This window comes from Acinetobacter piscicola (assembly GCF_015218165.1).
Taxonomy (GTDB): Bacteria; Pseudomonadota; Gammaproteobacteria; order Pseudomonadales; family Moraxellaceae; genus Acinetobacter; species Acinetobacter piscicola_A.
In genome coordinates this window covers 2,925,461-2,942,133 of sequence record NZ_CP048659.1, presented here as the reverse complement: position 1 = coordinate 2,942,133, position 16,673 = coordinate 2,925,461, and the positions used below count along the sequence as shown (strand labels likewise).

Below are 16,673 nucleotides of genomic sequence, written 5' to 3'. Positions count from 1 at the left end.
GAATATTGACTCTCCGACAAACCCGGTACGGTTCAACCCGATGCACAGATCTTCAGACCAGATCGAACCTTAGATAAACCGCAAGGACGACCCCAAACCGCTACCGTGGTCGGCCCTGCGGGAGAAGAAATCTATACCGATCAATTTGGACGCGTCAAAGTGCAATTCCATTGGGACAGACTCGGTGCCAAAGACCAAAACAGCACCTGTTGGTTAAGGGTCTCCACCGCTTGGGCAGGCAATAATTTCGGAACCATTCATTTACCTCGTATTGGTCAGGAAGTGATTGTCGACTTCTTTAATGGTGATCCTGATATGCCTTTTGTGGCAGGACGTTTGACCAATCCAGAAAACAAGCCACTGTGGGAACTCCCTGAACAAAAAGCACTTTCAGGGATTAAGTCGAAAGAATTGGGCGGAAGCCAAGCCAACCAATTAGTCATGGATGACACCCAAGGGCAGGTACAAGTCCATTTAAAATCTGACCATCAATCCAGTGAACTCAACCTTGGCTATATCACCCGTATTCCTGAACCGAGTGGAAGAAAGGATTTCCGTGGTGAAGGCTTTGAACTGCGTACTGATGGGCATGGGGTGCTTCGCTCTGGTAGTGGTCTAATCTTAACCACTTATGCCAAAGCTAATGCTGAAAGCTTTATTAAAAATATCAAAGAAAGCACAGAGCAACTCAAGGAAGCAGTAGAACAGCAGAAAGTTCAAACCCAAATTGCCATTGATCAAAAAGCCGATGAACGTGCCATTGATGCGACAGCACATGTAGATCTCAATACCCAACAAGAAGAGATCAAAGGCAAAGGCGGCCAATTTCCTGAATTGTCTGCACCACATGTATTGGTTAGTACGCCTGCGGGTGTGGCGGTGGTGGCTGAACAAAGTATTCATTTAAATAGTATTGAACAGATTGCCTTGACCAGTGGTAAAGATGTGAGTCTTGCTACAGGTGAGAGATTTTTTGCCAGTGCCAGTCAAGGGATTAGCTTATTTACCCAGTCTAAAGGTGCACGTTTATTTGCAGGCAAAGATAAGATTGAGTTACAAGCACAGAATGGTGGCTTAGATGCGATAGCCCGACAGAATATTCAGATTATTTCAACTGAAGATAAGGTTGAAATCACTAGTCCAACAAAAATTATATTGAATGCAGGCGGTTCGCAAATTGAGATTAGTGAAAATGGCGTGTTTATCACGACAGCTGGAAAGTTTGAGACTAAGGCATCTGAACATAAGTTTGAGGGAGGAGGTAGTGTTCCATTAAAACTTCCAATGCTGCTTAATTTATATCAGGCACAATATAAAATTGTAGATGAAGAAACTCAGGAACCTCTCGCATTTTACCCATATGAAATTGAGATGGCAGATGGTCGTAAAGTCGTCGGATTTACCAATAAAGATGGTATGACCAAAATAGTTTATTCAAAACAAGCTGAAGGAACAAAGCTTTTGACAAAAGAAGATAAAAAAAATAAATAGTTCCAAATTGTATTTTTCAGGTAAACCTGAAGAAAAATTTATTTATTCCAATTATGTTGGTCAGTCTGAAAATGATGAGGATGGAGAATAGAATATGGGCGCTACAGTGAATAAAGCACAATGCCAAACAACCAATGATAGTCTACATCCTGAATTCGCACGATTACCCAACCAATTTACCAAATGGTATATAAATGAAAAAGTTAAATTCGCATTAAAAACAAGTGAGATTATCACAGTTATAACTAAAAAAAAGACTTATGTTGCTGCGCTTTCGCAAGTAGCAATGAGTGGCGCTATTATGATGGAAGAAAAAGCGTTAAATTTTAAGGCATGGTATCGAGCCGAAGTAGTTTTTAATATGAATTTAAATAAAGGGAAAGGGGCTGTACCAACTCCATATCTGAGTCGTTCTAATAAAGTGGATGGAGATTATAGGCGTTCTTTAAGCCCCTTTAGAAATGGGAGCCGGAGACCTGACTTAATCGTAGTTAATACGCCAACGAATTTATGGTGTGGAAGAGCTGCAACAGATGAGAATGGAAAACAACGCACAGATAATTTGTTACGAGTAGTTGAGGTGAAATTTCCTGGAGATAAATTGGATGAATTACAGGAAAGTGCATATATTCAAATTGCTGGTGGTAATAAAAAGTTTACGGTAGTTAATGCCTCAGATTGTAATGATGATGAGAAGAAAAGAATTAGACAACATGAAAAACAACTTGATGAACAAGAAGCAAAGAATGATGCTAAGCAAAGAACAGTAATAAACGTCCCTGTTCGATTACCGGAACAAAAAAATGACCAATATTTTTATGAGCCATGGTTAAATAATTTAACTCAAAACTTTGATGCAGTGAAAAAGAATATCGATGATTTTTCAGAAAGTACTTATACGTTTTTAAAAGAAAAAGCACCGTGGCTTTTTGAGGCTGGTCAATGGGTAAAAAAATCAGGTACGCAGGCTTGGGACTTTGTGAATGAAAAAGGACAAAAAATTGCAACATGGACACAGCAGCAATTAGATGCAGGCATGAAAGAAATCACCCGTTATACTGATATTACACTTGAATATATGAAGGAAATTGATTGGTATCATGTAATAGCAGAATCTGCGAAAACAATTGGTATAGTCATTGTGGCTGTAATTTGTGCAGGAGTTGCAATTGCGTTAAGTATTCCTGCTGGTGTCGTTGCTGCTTTTGCTGCAATAGTTGGTATTGCAACTGCGACTACGTAATATATAGAGAGAAATAATGAAAAATTTTAATCAATTTGAAACTTACCAGCAAATCAAAAAAAATGAACTTTCTCTTTATGATTTTGATCAAGAGCATTGCGTAATCCGACCATGTTTATCAATTACTTTATTTTTTAAGCATGGTGGACGTGCCTATGTACGTGAAAATTTACTTGAACTGTTAAATGCTTATTTGGCTGAATTTGGTCAATTTATTATCGCAGGTAAATTTTCACCTAATAAATATGCAAAAAAAAATGAAAAAGGAATCAATAAAATAAAAGATCATCTCATCAATAATCCTCGGAATTTACAAACCTACTGTGAAGTCTCCAGTGGGAAAACTGCATATGATGCATCTGAATATAATTTTTCTATGTTTTTAAATGGAGAGTTTACAGAGGATTTTCATGAAAATAATGGTCAACTGTATTTGGCAGGGCATGATGCAGGAACACTCTCTAGCTTAAAAATGCACTTTCCGATTGATTTTTTTAATGACAATGCAAAGTTTGACGTATTTAAGCAATTTTTAAATCAAGCATGTCATCGTTTACCTATTCGTGGTGGCTATGCTGGGATCAGTTTATCTTTGCCATCAGATCGTCATGCTTATTTGCCACAAGAATATCAGATTGCAAAGAACTTCAGTGGACTTGATATGAATTCATATTGGTTTGTTGAGGATACGAAATATGTGGTTCTGAGTACTAGAGGGGAAGAGCCAAAATTAGAGTTTTTCCCTTATGAATATCGAGAGAACGATGGGGGAAAAGTTGAATTTCAAGGCTTTATAAAATCAACAAATTGGATCAATATATTTCCAAAAATCTTTTTTGATCGTGTAGGTGGTTATGATAAAGCGATTCAGCAATTACAACGTAAAGACATTAAAATAACAGATTTAGATGATTGTGTTATGATTCAAGCAGGAGAAAACCCTCAACTTGGGTCAAAAGAGCAAGGTTTGCCTGAAGCATATGTTTTTGTAAATAAAGTTTTGAAATATTTAAGAGATCCAGAATCTGATGCTTTGCAGCCTGATCTTGGTGATATTGATACTGCAGATGAAAATAATACCAAGGTTTGGTTAAATCGTTTCGATATAAATGAAAATGAGAAAAACGGTGTCGACCCTCAACAATCATTACGTTTATACCCTGATGAAATATGCCCAAAAACAGGTTGGTGGGATGCACCAAATCTATTAGGGAGAAAACAATTTATACAACAGGGCGAAAAGGCGACAGGACCTCATCAGACAGAAGGAGGGAATTTAGTCATTTGGTATTGGCGTGACATAAATAATCAATAGAACATTGTAATTTGTGCTATCGGACAACTAGAAAAAATCATCCATGCTGACGGTGCAACAGAACACTTTATCCATGATGCTGAAGGACGGCTTTTAGTCCACATTGATCCAAAAGGACAACGCACTCAGTACGAATACGATGTGGCAGGACGCATGAGTAAACGTACCGATGCCATGCAGCAAACGCTGAAATACCATTGGGATAAATTGGGACGACTCACCAAACTCAGCAATGAAAATGGTGCAAGTTACCATTTCCATTACGATGTCATGGGACGTCTCACCAAAGAAGTAGACTTTGACGGTAAAGAAACAGTTTATCATTACTCAGACAGCACAGGCGAATTACAACGCAGTATCGAACTTGCCAAAGCCACACAAGGACATCAACCGAAACACCGTATCCAAGCCTTTGAGTTTGATGCGATGGGACGTTTAACCCAACGTACTGCAGGCTTCAGCCACAGCATTGAAAAACTATTACTAGAGCAAGACGAAGATAGCGAAGAACTCAATGCTGAAAATGCCCTACAGCGCTTAGAACACGCCATCAGTGAAGAGTTTGCCTACGATGGCAATGGACAACTGATCCAAGCCAAAAACGAGAGCAGCCGAGTACAATTCTTCTATAACGAAGTGGGTAATCTGAGTCATGAACACCACCACGACAGCAAAACCCAACGCACCGCAGTATGGCAACACCTCTACGATGAACTGAATAATCGTACTACCACTCACCGACCTGATGGGCAAAAAGTGGATTGGCTCCTCTATGGCAGCGGGCATGTTTACGGCTTAGGTTTAAATGGTAAAGACACCGTCAGTTTTAAACGAGATGATTTGCATCGAGAAATCGAACGCCACTATGCCAATGGACTAAGTCAGCAACAGCAATACGACCAAGTGGGACGTCTGATTTTACAAAATATCGAACAAGATAATGAGGTAGGCTATACCGCCAATCAAAATACACAGCAAAACCCAAACCAAAATCAAAACAGCGCTCAAAACCAAACCAAAGCCTTACTGAAACGTCTGTACCATTATGACAAAGTTGGACAACTAACTGACATCCATGACAAAAGACGTGGACACATCGAATATAAATATGACCCAGTCGGACGCCTACTCCAAGCCAATAGCAACATGGGTAAAGAAACCTTTGCCTTTGACCCTGCAAGCAATATTATCAATCCCAATAAAACACAGCACTCAAATCACGGCATACACCATCATAGACAAGACACCTACTATGAACCGACGCATAAACATGGCTATAACAGCCTCGTCAATAATGTGGTGCAGGATTACATCAATCAGAAGTACCAATACGATGACTATGGACAATTGATCCGACAAAGTGAGGGTGGACATGTACAAGACTTTGCATGGGATGCCCTTGGCAGACTTGTTCGGAGTAAAAACGACAAAGCAGAAACCCACTACCGCTACGATGCATTGGGTCGACGGATTGAAAAAGCTAAACAACACATCCAAGCAGGACGCAGTCACTATACCGAAACCACGCAATATGGTTGGGATGGTGACACCTTGGCTTATGAGTCAACCAACCTTTATACCAAGCATTATGTTTATGAAAATGGCAGCTTTGTTCCCCTAATTCAGGCGACCTACCGCCAACAGATTAATCAGCACCAAACGCCAAGTTGGGAAAATGGATACGACTACGACAAAGACCCACTGTGGCACACAGAACAAAAAGCCAACCCCTTTGACCGAGTATGGTTCTACCATTGTGACCACTTAGGTACACCACAGGAAATGACTGACCAAACAGGTGCGATTGTTTGAAGTGCGAATTATAAGGAATGGGTGAGCGAGGATAAGAAAAACAACGTTTTTCCCGAAGCGCAAGACGAGAGCTTTGCTCGAGTGGTAAAACTGAAAACCATACCAAACGAGACATTTGGGACTCGGAAATTATTACCAATAATATCCGTTTTCAAGGACAGTATTATGATGATGAGACAGGGTTGCATTACAACCGTTACAGGTATTATTCGCCTTATGTAGGAAGATTTATTAGTAAAGATCCGATTGGGTTGTTGGGTGGATTTAATACTTTTGCTTATGCACCGAATCCAATCCAGTGGATTGATCCTTTGGGATTAGCTAAAAAAGATATTTGTAAAGCATCTGATTTAGGATGGAAGAGTTTTTCGACAACTAAAACATACAAAGTTGATGGGAAGAGTCTTACATCTCTCCAATATCATTACGATAAGCATGGTCATGAATTTGGTAATATTTCACAAAGTCAATATGCTAAAATGGCTAGAGAGTTTGCTGCAACAGATACCTCAACAACAGTGGATACTATTGTCGGTAATACCTTTGTTGTAAAAATGGATACATTAACTGGAACAATTTTTGTTGGAAATATAAAATCAAGAATAATTAACACTTTTTATAAAGATGATGGTCGAGATGAAGATCCTTATGCTGCTGCAATAGCATTGGCTGCAAGTAAATGTGGTTTATAAGAAGGAAAAAGATATGAATAGAAAATCAGTAGCTAATGAAATAGCAAAAAAGGCAGTTTTAGATTTGTCTGTTGAAGAAAGAAATGCGTTAGTGTTGAGTGTTTGGCATGTAGTTGATCAACAAGATATTGATGAAGGTTTTGATGTTAGTCAAATTGATATTGATTATTCAATTTTAGAGTTTTTTTTAAATAATGAATTTGATGATGATATGGTGTATGGAGAGTTTTTTACTCCAGCAATAGTATATATGTTAAGTCAAAGGTATTTACTGTATAATAATATGAAATTAAAAAAAATGTATAAAATTTTATATTGTGAGGATATTTGTATATCAGAAGACTCTAGAGATTTCTTTTCAAAATGTAAGTGCTGTGGTTTTTACACTCTGCCTTTAGAGCCTGATTTTGAAGCTTGCGGATTATGTTTATGGCAAGATGAAGGGAAAAATGATTATGATTTCTCACCTGTTAATGGAATGACTATTATAGAATATAGAGAAATTTTTTTTGTAAATAATGCAAAAGCTAAATTAGAGAAATTATACATAAGTGATAACTCTATATAATTTTTTAATTATATTAAGTGGTCTAAGTAAATTAATTATGTAATAGATTTTTCATAGGCTTAAAAATAATCACTATGAAGTTTTTATTGCCTTGTTCCACCGTTGTACGGTGGAACACCAAACGGTTTCATATATAAATAAATTCTGATGGAAAATCTATAGATTTCAATCCATACAATAGTCTTGTAAATAATGTGGTGCAGGATTACATTAATCAAAAAATACCAATACGATGACTATGGACAACTGATCCGACAAAGTGAGGGTGGGCATTTACAGTACTTTGAATGGGATGCCCTTGGCAGACTGATTCGTAGTAAAAATGACAAAGCCGAAACCCACTACAGATACGATGCACTGGGTCGACGCATAGAAAAATCTAAACAACATATCCAAGCAGGACGCAGTCACTATACCGAAACCACGCAATATGGTTGGGATGGTGACACCTTGGCTTATGAGTCAACCAACCTTTATACCAAGCATTATGTTTATGAAAATGGAAGTTTTGTCCCCTTAATACAAGCAACGTACAGACAACAAATTAATCAGCACCAAACCCCAATGTGGGAACATGGTTACGATTACGACAAAGATCCACTATGGCACACAGAACAAAAAGCCAACGCATTTGACCGAGTATGGTTCTACCACTGTGACCACCTAGGTACACCACAGGAAATGACTGACCAAACAGGTGCGATTGTTTGAAGTGCGAATTATAAGGCTTGGGGTGAATGTAAGACGGAAAACCACACAAAAAGAGACATTTGGGATTCTGAAATCATCACCAATAATCTCAGATTTCAGGGGCAATATTTCGACCAAGAAACGGGACTTCACTACAACCGTTATCGGTATTACTCACCGTATGTGGGGAGGTTTATAAGTAAAGATCCGATTGGGTTGTTGGGTGGGAATAACATTTATACTTATTCTCCTAACCCAATTATGTGGGTAGATCCCTATGGGTTATCGCCAAAAGGTGCTAATAGGGGAAAAAATAGTAGAAATGAAGAAGAAGCTTGTGCATTACCTAAAATGGTCGAAATGTACCACTATACTAATAAAGCTGGATATAATGCTATTAACTCAAATACTAAAAAATATCATTTTAAAGCATCGAAACCTAATCGTATACATCCTGTAGGTGTTTATTTAACACCTCTATCAATTGGTGATATGAGGGCTAAAGGAGCAGGAGGAATAAAAGGTTCATTAGGGGTTACCTCAGATAAAGTCGAATATTATTTTCATTTTAAAGTTGATGAATGCAAACTTAAAACGGTAAAAAATAGTGGAAGAACTCATGTAACATATAGTCCTTCAGATTTAGAAATAGATTCAAGCGATATGATATCTAAAGGCCCAACAGTAATACCAACATGGAATGAGTAATGATAGGATATAGTGTATTTGCAGTTTCAAAACTAAAACCAGAATTTGTTTTTGAGCAGTTTGAATTTTTATTAAAAGAGTTATGGAAAGTTTTTACTGTGCAAAATACTAATTTCAACCCAACGGCAATAGGAAAATTATATTTTAAAGATCAAGAAATGTATGAATTATGGTCAGATCATGTGTTTACATTAAATAAAGATGGAGAAGCAGCTTTTCTTATAACATATCAATTTTTTGAAAGAATAAATATGCAAACGAGATTATTAGAATCACTTTATCCTGGAATTGATTACCCTAGTGGCAACTATGCTAATCCGCATTATTATATTTTTCAGAAAAATATTTATGAATATGCATTAGTTTTACCTGAAGCTATAGCCTATTGTGAGTTTTCAGAAAAATTATCAAACCTATTTTTAAGCATATTCAAATGTGAAACAAGGCTAAAGAGGTAGTATAAATGACTTGGCTATTTGGATATTGTGTATTTGCAGTTTCAGAATTACCACCTGAATTTGTATATGAAAAATTTCATGATTATTTAAAGAAACATAGAAGTGACTTTATGTGGAAGGAAAGTGAAGGCGTAGAGGAAAGTTTTAACGGAAATATATATTTTAATTCTCAAGAAATGTATGACTATTGGGAAGAAAATCTTTTTGTCTTAAATGATAATAATGAAGGCTCGTTTGAAATCTCATATAATTTTTTTGATGTAATTGATCTTCAAACTCGTGCAATTAAATTGGAATATAATAAAAGTAAATTTTATATTTCAAATATAACAAACCCATATTATTATATTTTTCCAAAAAATATTTATGAGTATTGTTTAACTCTGCCTGCGCCTGTTGAAGATAATGATTTTTCAAATCAAATTTCTAAGATTTTTTTAAAAATATTTGAAGATGAATAACTAAGTGATGGTGGACATATACAGGACTTTGTATGGGATGCCCTTGGCAGACTTGTTCGTAGCAAAAATGACAAAGCCGAAACCCACTACCGCTACGATGCACTGGGTCGACGGATTGAAAAATCCAAACAACATATCCAAGCAGGACGCAGTCACTATACCGAAACCACGCAATATGGTTGGGATGGTGATACCCTTGCTTATGAGTCAACGAATCTCTACACCAAACATTATGTTTATGAAAATGGTAGTTTCGTTCCTTTAATTCAAGCGACGTATAGACAACAGATCAACCAGCACCAAACGCCACAATGGGAACATGGTTACGACTATGACAAAGATCCATTATGGCACACCACTCAACAACCTAATTCATTTGATCGCGTATGGTACTACCACTGTGACCACTTAGGTACACCACAAGAAATGAGTGACCAAACGGGGGCAATTGTTTGGACAGCAAATTACAAAGCGTGGGGCACATGTAAACCTGAGAATCACACCAAACGAGATATTTGGAATTCTGAAATCATCACCAATAATATCCGTTTCCAAGGACAGTATTATGATGATGAAACAGGGTTGCACTACAACCGATACAGATATTATTCGCCTTATGTAGGAAGATTCATCTCTAAAGATCCGATTGGTTTATTGGGTGGTAGTAATATTTATGCTTATGCACCGAATCCTGTGGGGTGGATTGATCCTCTAGGGTTAACTCCAAAGAAAAAAGATTGTTGTGAGGTGGAGGATCCTTGTACAGGACCAATAGTTAGTAAAAGTACTAAGCAGTTTGGTCATGCATTTAAAGAGCATGGCAAAAATGTATCTCGACAATCTTTACTTGATAGGGCTAAAGATCCAGCTAATTTTCCTGAGCAACTTATAGCTCCTTATAGAAACACAAACCATGTTGTAGAAGTAAATATACCAAGTGGTATAGGTGAGGTTATAAAATCTGACGGGACAATCCATCCAGCCACTAAAATGAGAGTTGTACCTCAACCACTTCGTGGGCAGAATGGAAAAAATTGTATTAAAACAGCTTACCCTATTTTATAATGGTGAAAATATGATAATGGAAATAAAGTATTTAAAAAATAATTTTAAAATGAGTACTATTGAAGGGCTTTGTTGCACAAAGATTTGAAATGCAAAGCGCCCCTAATTGAGCCAAATTTAAGGCGTAACTTGGGTAAGTGGTCGACCTAATTCCGTAAATCTGTTGAGGACTGCTACACGTGCATGAATCTCATTCACCTGACTAGGAAAGCTTCTTGCCATTAATTTATCGCCTAATAATTTGATGCAATGCATCTTGGTTTCCACCAAACTGCGGCGATGATAGCCTGACCATTTTTTCCATAGTGTCCTGCCTAAACGTTTAACTGTTCGAAGTAATTCATTTCGCGCTAGCGAGCTACTCTTTGTATCTTTCCATGGTTTCGCATTTTTTCTAGGTGGAATCACTGCATGCGCTTGCCGATCTGCAATGACCTGACGGCATTGCTTGGTGTCATAAGCTCCATCGGTATAAACAGAGTCAATCTGCTCATCTTGTGGAATTTGATCGAGTAAATCACCAAGCACTTGTGAATCACTCACATTATTTGTAGTGAGTTGAATAGCGCGTATTTGAAGGGTTTTAGCATCTATACCAATATGAAGTTTACGCCATTGGCGACGATATTCAGGTCCATGTTTCTTGCGTTTCCATTCGCCCTCACCTAGAAACTTCATGCCTGTAGAGTCTATGAGTAGATGCAGCCCATCGCTACTTTTTTGGTAGCTGATTGCAATATCAATATGCTTTTGTCTTCTACAAAGCGTACTGTAATCTGGTGCGGTCCAATTTAATCCACAAAGTTTAATCAGACTTTGCACAAAGCCAGTGACCATACGTAAAGATAGACGGAATAAGGATTTAATCATTAAGCAGCATTGGATAGCTGCGTCGGAGTAGGTTTGATTTCGCCCTTGTTTGCCTTTTGATGGAGCATACCATTGCGTAGCAGGATCAAACCAAATGGCAATATTTCCGCGACTCATGAGTGCTCGGTTATATGCGGGCCAATTGGTTGTACGGTAGATTTTGTGTGTAGGCTTCTTCATTTGAAAATTATATCGCTGAAAAAGCCTTTACAGATAGGTTTGTGCAACAAAGCCCTATTGAAGTGGAAAAATTGATTAGAGTTATTAATAAAGAGATGAAGGAAGACCCTTATAGTGATGAGTACACTTATTATTTCTTATTAAATGTACTCCATAAGTGTCCATATAAAATGAACAATCCATAAGTAAGTCAATATGGACATAAAAATAATAAATTTGATATGAAGAATCACTATTATCTTTTTCTACTTTTTTCAATCTCCGTTTTTACTCATGCTCAAGAACTAGACTTCATTCAATATTCAGATATTTCATCAATTCCTCAAATTGTTTTGAATCCAAAAATCCAAACAGGACTTCAAACATTGTTAAAGCATGATTATCTAAAATTTCAATCTAATTTTGACAATTACTCAGCGCCATATTTACTGAAAACAGATGAGGCGCTGTATTATGAAGGTCGGTCTGTAAGCAGTTTAGATGCTTCATCCGCGATTGTGTTTAAAGATGGGCGATTGTTTGCTGCAATATATTTTTCCAATACCAAGACTTTAAAATACTTTAGCAACGATGCCAGTTGCTCAGAACAGTTACATCCTGCGATTCAAGTTTTTGCTCAGCAGCGTGAAATTCAAGGTATTGAATATGCAACAGCTCGAGCCAATACCGCTTTAAAATATAATTTTGGCCCCGCTTCAAAATGTGAAACCTATTTTAAAAAGATAGGAAGATAGCTGTGTTAGCGGCAGTGTAAAAATGCCCCCCCTTGGTTAATATAGTGGTCGATTTATTGTTCGTGTTCCATCATTGTTCATCAAAAACTTGCCTTGGAAGCAGCATGGCGTGGTGTAAGTATGAATCATCAGGTGTCGGCAAAATTAGCTTATGTGACTATTTCTGGTCGTCTAACAAGTAAGAATAACCGGTATGCTACGAACAGGAATAGGTGATTGTTTTATCTAGAAATTTGTATGATATTGTTAGATTTAAGGCTTGATCAGTAAAATTAGAGCTTGAGGTGATGCTATGACGTTATTGGAACAGCAGGTAGTACCAGCAGCTGTATTGGGAAAGTCAGTACTTAGGGCTGCTAAACTACTTTCCCTTAGTCAGTCTCAGCTCGCAATAGTGCTAGATATGGATGTTGAGGCAATCACTCAATTGCAAAACCAACCTGAATTAGATCCAAATTCTAAACAGGGGAAATTAGCACTGTTGCTGATTCGTCTATACCAGGCTTTACATGCTTTGACAGGTGGTGATCAGGCTGCGATGAAGATTTTTTTAACGTCCGAAAATAGAGTCACTAGCGGTATCCCAATTCATCAAATAGAAACGATGAGTGGCTTGATTTCTGTTCTTAATTTTGTTGAAGCCCTTGAGTGACAATATACTCCTATGGACTAACTTACAATCAACTTTCACAAATTATGTTGTGTAACGCATGTAACAAGTTGGAATTATTTAAAAAAGGATAACTAAAAATGCAACCGACTGAATTAAAACAATTACCAGACTGGCTGTTAGAACAGTTACCCCAAATAACTGAACCAGCAATTTTATCACTGCGAGATACGAAACTTGTCGTCACTTACCCTGATCGTATGGAAGCAATTCATGAAAGCTTAAAAGACGTACAACACCAGATCCATCATGTCAAACCTACAGATTTACAGATTCTACCAGAGGTTTATCAATATTTTGGTGAGAATAAAGAGAGTGGTTGCCTATTTTTTAAAACCTCTGAGCATCTTTCTAGTAGTTTGTTTTCCTACACCGATAAAAATAAATTTGAGCATTTACAATCTGCTTTACAGACTGCCTTTGAAAATGAGCAAGCATATCTCGCAAATCCAACAGACTTTTTAACTGCCTATCATTTTATTGATACACACCCAGCTTTTTGGACGGTTATTGGTGATGTACCATCATGGCACTGGAATACATGGGGGCACTGCCAAAATGTTTATCACGGTGCATATAATGATGAAGATAATGGGCAATTAGTGATTTATTTAGAAACTGGCTCACATCTCAATAAAGTAGAAGATGGTGGTAAATTATACCAAGAGCATTATCATGATTATCGTTTAGATGTTTGGGCAAATACGTTTGAACAGGCGTTTATCAAGTTGGCGGCAAAGGTGTATAAGTTTTTTGACCATCAAGGTGTTGAGCGCCTAAATGTGCCACATATAAAACCAGCATGGACGAGGGAGCTTGAAGAACGAATTGCAGAATTTAAAAAATGGAAAGATGAGGAGCTGTGAGTATTCACTATTAGGTGGCGTCCACGAGTTGTTAAAGTATGTCGCTTAAAACTTCTGCCAATGTTTGACCATTTTGACGATTGATCAATCTAGCAGACATACCAAATGCTGTCGGCCCTGTAAAATCTGCAAGTGCTGTATCCCCAATAAATAGGACTTCTGAAGCTTGGCAACCTAGTTGGTTAATGAGTGACTGATAGATTTTCGACTCAGGTTTAATTGCAGCAACTTCATAACTCCGAGCATAAGCATCAAGGGGCGGTAATAATGGAGAAACAATTTTTCCATATGGCATAGCTAAATTTGAGCATAATGCCAATTCAATCCCTAATTTCTTTAATTCTTCCAAAGTTGATAAGGTATCTTCATACAGTGTAATAGAGCGTAACTCTTTATCTAAATCATGCTCAAGTTCTTGCAAAATTGGTCTGGAATATTTACTGCTAATCGCTTTGCAAGCTCTGCCAAATTTAAATTGTGGGACATAATAAATTTGGCATCATCAGGTTTTGGTTGTCGTCCATGTTCTTTTAGCCATTTCATTAATTTTCTATATGGGGAACGTCTTTCCCCTATTTTTACAAGTGTACCAAACACGTCAAAAGCAATGACCGATGGCTCAATATGACTTGCTTTTATCGATGAATCCATATTTTTACAACCAATTAAATTAAGTTTCACTTTTAATCGAGATTACAATAAGAAGGTCCGTTAAAAATTAAGAGAGATATTTGATATCTCCCTTTGTTTATTTTATTCACTAAAGTTTGTAAACATAATTTTAGGAAAATTTTTCATAAAGTGGCGTCTAACAAGATTGAAATCACTGATATCATGTTGATTTTTTTCAAAATAGTTCACCCACGCTAAAGTCGCATCTTGGTCATTTAAGTTGGGATTAACATTCAGAAACAAAGCTAAATCAAATGTACGGTCAATATTAAACTCTTTGATTAGTGCAACAGCAGTTGAACGAACTTCCTCAGAAACAGAGAATTTTGGAGAAAAGTAGTTATTCATAGCTGAACTTCCTTAAAAAACTATATAATGAAATTTAGAACGGCTAATTTGTTTTTAATAAGACAATATAACCTGCTGTAGGTTAAATTAGCATAGTAAAAGTTATTCATCAAGTTAAATTAACCTTCTGTAGGTTAATTTTTTTAATTTAAAGGTTGTTATGATTAGATGTAGGTTGTCAAATTTGATGGGTGAGCGAAAAATTTTAAAGCTAAGTGAGGTGGCTCAAGCGACTGGTATCAATCGTAATACGCTAACAAGTCTTTACTATGATCGTGCAGTACGAATTGAACTTTCAGTCGCTGATACCTTATGTAAATATTTTAATTGTAATATGCAAGATTTATTTGAATATACCAATGAGTCTAGAAAAAGGGATGGCACTTAGTAAAATGTCATCCCTTTTTTAAAACTCAATAGGATGCTTTAAATACAACTCAGGATCATTCCAAATTTCCTGAATGTATTCTTTCGCTGCAAAGTCTCGTAGTATTCTTGCTCTTAACGTATCAAAACCATCCCAATAATCTAAATTTTTATTTGGGAGTCTATCCGCTAAATCATCAATCCAAGGAATATGATGTAATTTTTCTGCAATTGTTAAGGGATGAACTGTTCCAGTCAAAATAAGTTTAAACTGCTCTTCTGAAAGCAGATGACTATATACATTCACCTTAGATTTATAATATCGCAACAGTACTTTGGTCAATAAACAAAAATATAACAATGAGTTATATCCACCAACACCATTTACGTCACTGATATGATATGGGGGATAAAAAGTCTCAACTGCGTAATTTTCATAAATTTTAAGAATAATTAACTGCCCTGTTTCTGATAATTCGCGAATAAATTTTATTTCTTTCACTTTTGATGCAGATAAATATTCATTACTAGGGTCTGAAACTAAAAGCAGCTTTATATCTTGATCTAAATATTCATTTAAACGTATGTGCTGAATATCATATGGAGTCTGTTTACCAAAGAGTAACCAGTTTGGATTCACTGAAGTATGTTGCGCTATTTTTTCCAATTGTCCGAAGGTGGGTTCTAATTCTGCTCTAAACCATGCTTCAGCCTCATCAGCCGTATCTTCATTGATCTCAAAAGCTAATTCAGCAATTGTAAATTCATTGAAATGATAAATTTTTTTCAATTCACTTAATACAAAATTTAAACGTTCAGCTACCACTTTTTTTCGCTCTGTCGGAGATCGAGCTCGAAGAAAGTTTTCAACGATTTTTGCTGCTTCAACTTGAATATTGTCATTCATGACGAATGAATCGTAAAGTCGAGAGGTCGCTTCTGCATTGATAGAGCGTTGATTCGCTTTCGCTGCAGCATCAATTTTGGCTTTTAGCTCTTCAGGAATACGAAGATTAAATTGGATATCTTTCTTACTCATACATTTTTAAGTCGGTAAAAAATAGCACTAGCATTATGCTATAAAAAAAGAGTTGACATAAGTGTTAGCATATTGCTATGTTAGCAATATGCTAACAATTGGTGTGATGCACATGAAACAGACGAATCTTCGTTTACCCATAGATTTAGTTTTTTGGGTCAAACAAATGGCAAAGCAAAGACATCAGTCAATGAATGCTTTTTTTATTACGGAATTGGAACGATTAAGAAAAGAGGAACAGAGAGAATTGACAAAAAAGTAATTATTTTCATTCGGCAAAAAGTATAAAAGCCCATGTGGGAACATGAGCTTTTATGAATGTCTTGATTGGCGTCCAGACACTTCGATTTTGATGGATAGGGGCATTTTTGTCAATCCTATCTTAAGATCACTTTTTGCCTGTTTTTTAATAAACAGGAGGCTCA

Annotated in this window: 15 protein-coding genes and 4 pseudogenes; 15 read left to right on the top strand and 4 right to left on the bottom strand. The window is 36.8% G+C overall.

Annotated features, from left to right (window positions below):
• Positions 1–48 precede the first annotated feature (48 nt).
• The 10 genes and pseudogenes from G0028_RS21380 to G0028_RS14490 all read left to right on the top strand — a co-directional run.
• Complete coding sequence (locus G0028_RS21380) at positions 49–1,491, top strand: DUF2345 domain-containing protein (protein WP_180113490.1); 1,443 nt, start codon at positions 49–51, stop codon at positions 1,489–1,491.
• A 94-nt stretch (positions 1,492–1,585) separates the two neighbouring features.
• Positions 1,586–2,734: a VRR-NUC domain-containing protein gene (locus G0028_RS14535; RefSeq protein ID WP_180047804.1), complete on the top strand. Its 1,149-nt coding sequence runs from the start codon at positions 1,586–1,588 to the stop codon at positions 2,732–2,734.
• 16 nt (positions 2,735–2,750) lie between these two features.
• The gene (locus G0028_RS14530) at positions 2,751–4,049 is read left to right on the top strand and encodes a type VI immunity family protein (RefSeq protein ID WP_180047802.1); all 1,299 of its coding nucleotides are present in this window, start codon (positions 2,751–2,753) and stop codon (positions 4,047–4,049) included.
• Between the two features lie 426 nt (positions 4,050–4,475).
• Positions 4,476–6,184: pseudogene (locus G0028_RS14525) on the top strand (RHS repeat-associated core domain-containing protein); the annotation flags it as partial.
• A 382-nt stretch (positions 6,185–6,566) separates the two neighbouring features.
• Positions 6,567–7,121, top strand: a complete 555-nt coding sequence (locus G0028_RS14515; RefSeq protein WP_180047798.1) for a CPCC family cysteine-rich protein — start codon at positions 6,567–6,569, stop codon at positions 7,119–7,121.
• A 173-nt stretch (positions 7,122–7,294) separates the two neighbouring features.
• Positions 7,295–8,105, top strand: a pseudogene (locus G0028_RS21120) (RHS repeat-associated core domain-containing protein); the annotation flags it as partial.
• Between the two features lie 57 nt (positions 8,106–8,162).
• Complete coding sequence (locus G0028_RS21245; RefSeq protein WP_373688247.1) at positions 8,163–8,519, top strand: HYD1 signature containing ADP-ribosyltransferase family protein; 357 nt, start codon at positions 8,163–8,165, stop codon at positions 8,517–8,519.
• On the top strand, positions 8,519–8,977 hold the full coding sequence (locus G0028_RS14500) for a hypothetical protein (protein ID WP_180047796.1): 459 nt from the start codon (positions 8,519–8,521) through the stop codon (positions 8,975–8,977). The genes G0028_RS21245 and G0028_RS14500 overlap by 1 nt, the downstream gene beginning before the upstream one ends.
• A gap of 5 nt (positions 8,978–8,982) precedes the next feature.
• A complete protein-coding gene (locus G0028_RS14495; protein WP_180047794.1) occupies positions 8,983–9,438 on the top strand; it encodes a hypothetical protein in 456 nt (151 codons plus the stop codon).
• 33 nt (positions 9,439–9,471) lie between these two features.
• Positions 9,472–10,162: pseudogene (locus G0028_RS14490) on the top strand (RHS repeat-associated core domain-containing protein); the annotation flags it as partial.
• 458 nt (positions 10,163–10,620) lie between these two features.
• On the opposite strand, the gene G0028_RS14485 reads toward G0028_RS14490, so the two are convergent.
• Positions 10,621–11,553, bottom strand: a complete 933-nt coding sequence (locus G0028_RS14485) for an IS5-like element IS17 family transposase (protein WP_174894013.1) — start codon at positions 11,551–11,553, stop codon at positions 10,621–10,623.
• A 221-nt stretch (positions 11,554–11,774) separates the two neighbouring features.
• On the opposite strand from G0028_RS14485, the gene G0028_RS14480 reads away from it, so the two are divergent.
• From G0028_RS14480 to G0028_RS14470, 3 genes are all read left to right on the top strand, one after another.
• Positions 11,775–12,287, top strand: coding sequence for a hypothetical protein (locus G0028_RS14480; RefSeq protein ID WP_180047488.1), 513 nt, complete (start codon positions 11,775–11,777; stop codon positions 12,285–12,287).
• A gap of 292 nt (positions 12,288–12,579) precedes the next feature.
• Entirely contained in the window at positions 12,580–12,939 is a 360-nt protein-coding gene (locus G0028_RS14475; RefSeq protein WP_005018086.1) for an antitoxin Xre/MbcA/ParS toxin-binding domain-containing protein, read from the top strand.
• Between the two features lie 98 nt (positions 12,940–13,037).
• Positions 13,038–13,823 (top strand): hypothetical protein, encoded by a 786-nt coding sequence (locus tag G0028_RS14470; protein ID WP_180047487.1) that lies wholly within the window; start codon positions 13,038–13,040, stop codon positions 13,821–13,823.
• Between the two features lie 31 nt (positions 13,824–13,854).
• Here G0028_RS14470 and G0028_RS14465 read toward each other — a convergent pair.
• Both G0028_RS14465 and G0028_RS14460 read right to left on the bottom strand, forming a co-directional pair.
• Positions 13,855–14,474: pseudogene (locus G0028_RS14465) on the bottom strand (HAD family hydrolase).
• 102 nt (positions 14,475–14,576) lie between these two features.
• A complete protein-coding gene (locus tag G0028_RS14460) occupies positions 14,577–14,843 on the bottom strand; it encodes a hypothetical protein (RefSeq protein WP_180047486.1) in 267 nt (88 codons plus the stop codon).
• 160 nt (positions 14,844–15,003) lie between these two features.
• Between G0028_RS14460 and G0028_RS14455 the strand changes: the two genes are divergently transcribed.
• Positions 15,004–15,231, top strand: a complete 228-nt coding sequence (locus tag G0028_RS14455) for a helix-turn-helix domain-containing protein (protein WP_180047485.1) — start codon at positions 15,004–15,006, stop codon at positions 15,229–15,231.
• An 18-nt stretch (positions 15,232–15,249) separates the two neighbouring features.
• On the opposite strand, the gene G0028_RS14450 is transcribed toward G0028_RS14455, so the two are convergent.
• Positions 15,250–16,248 (bottom strand): Arc family DNA-binding protein, encoded by a 999-nt coding sequence (locus tag G0028_RS14450; protein ID WP_180047484.1) that lies wholly within the window; start codon positions 16,246–16,248, stop codon positions 15,250–15,252.
• 112 nt (positions 16,249–16,360) lie between these two features.
• Between G0028_RS14450 and G0028_RS14445 the strand changes: the two genes are divergently transcribed.
• On the top strand, positions 16,361–16,510 hold the full coding sequence (locus G0028_RS14445) for a transcriptional regulator (protein WP_373685911.1): 150 nt from the start codon (positions 16,361–16,363) through the stop codon (positions 16,508–16,510).
• Positions 16,511–16,673: the final 163 nt, after the last annotated feature.

Bases quoted from the DNA above. Each gene is read 5' to 3' on its own strand.
- G0028_RS14535 (WP_180047804.1), top strand. From the start codon at position 1,586: ATGGGCGCTACAGTGAATAAAGCACAATGCCAAACAACCAATGATAGT.
- G0028_RS14530 (WP_180047802.1), top strand. From the start codon at position 2,751: ATGAAAAATTTTAATCAATTTGAAACTTACCAGCAAATCAAAAAAAAT.
- G0028_RS14515 (WP_180047798.1), top strand. From the start codon at position 6,567: ATGAATAGAAAATCAGTAGCTAATGAAATAGCAAAAAAGGCAGTTTTA.
- G0028_RS21245 (WP_373688247.1), top strand. From the start codon at position 8,163: ATGGTCGAAATGTACCACTATACTAATAAAGCTGGATATAATGCTATT.
- G0028_RS14500 (WP_180047796.1), top strand. From the start codon at position 8,519: ATGATAGGATATAGTGTATTTGCAGTTTCAAAACTAAAACCAGAATTT.
- G0028_RS14495 (WP_180047794.1), top strand. From the start codon at position 8,983: ATGACTTGGCTATTTGGATATTGTGTATTTGCAGTTTCAGAATTACCA.
- G0028_RS14485 (WP_174894013.1), bottom strand. From the start codon at position 11,553: ATGAAGAAGCCTACACACAAAATCTACCGTACAACCAATTGGCCCGCA.
- G0028_RS14480 (WP_180047488.1), top strand. From the start codon at position 11,775: ATGAAGAATCACTATTATCTTTTTCTACTTTTTTCAATCTCCGTTTTT.
- G0028_RS14475 (WP_005018086.1), top strand. From the start codon at position 12,580: ATGACGTTATTGGAACAGCAGGTAGTACCAGCAGCTGTATTGGGAAAG.
- G0028_RS14470 (WP_180047487.1), top strand. From the start codon at position 13,038: ATGCAACCGACTGAATTAAAACAATTACCAGACTGGCTGTTAGAACAG.
- G0028_RS14460 (WP_180047486.1), bottom strand. From the start codon at position 14,843: ATGAATAACTACTTTTCTCCAAAATTCTCTGTTTCTGAGGAAGTTCGT.
- G0028_RS14455 (WP_180047485.1), top strand. From the start codon at position 15,004: ATGATTAGATGTAGGTTGTCAAATTTGATGGGTGAGCGAAAAATTTTA.
- G0028_RS14450 (WP_180047484.1), bottom strand. From the start codon at position 16,248: ATGAGTAAGAAAGATATCCAATTTAATCTTCGTATTCCTGAAGAGCTA.
- G0028_RS14445 (WP_373685911.1), top strand. From the start codon at position 16,361: ATGAAACAGACGAATCTTCGTTTACCCATAGATTTAGTTTTTTGGGTC.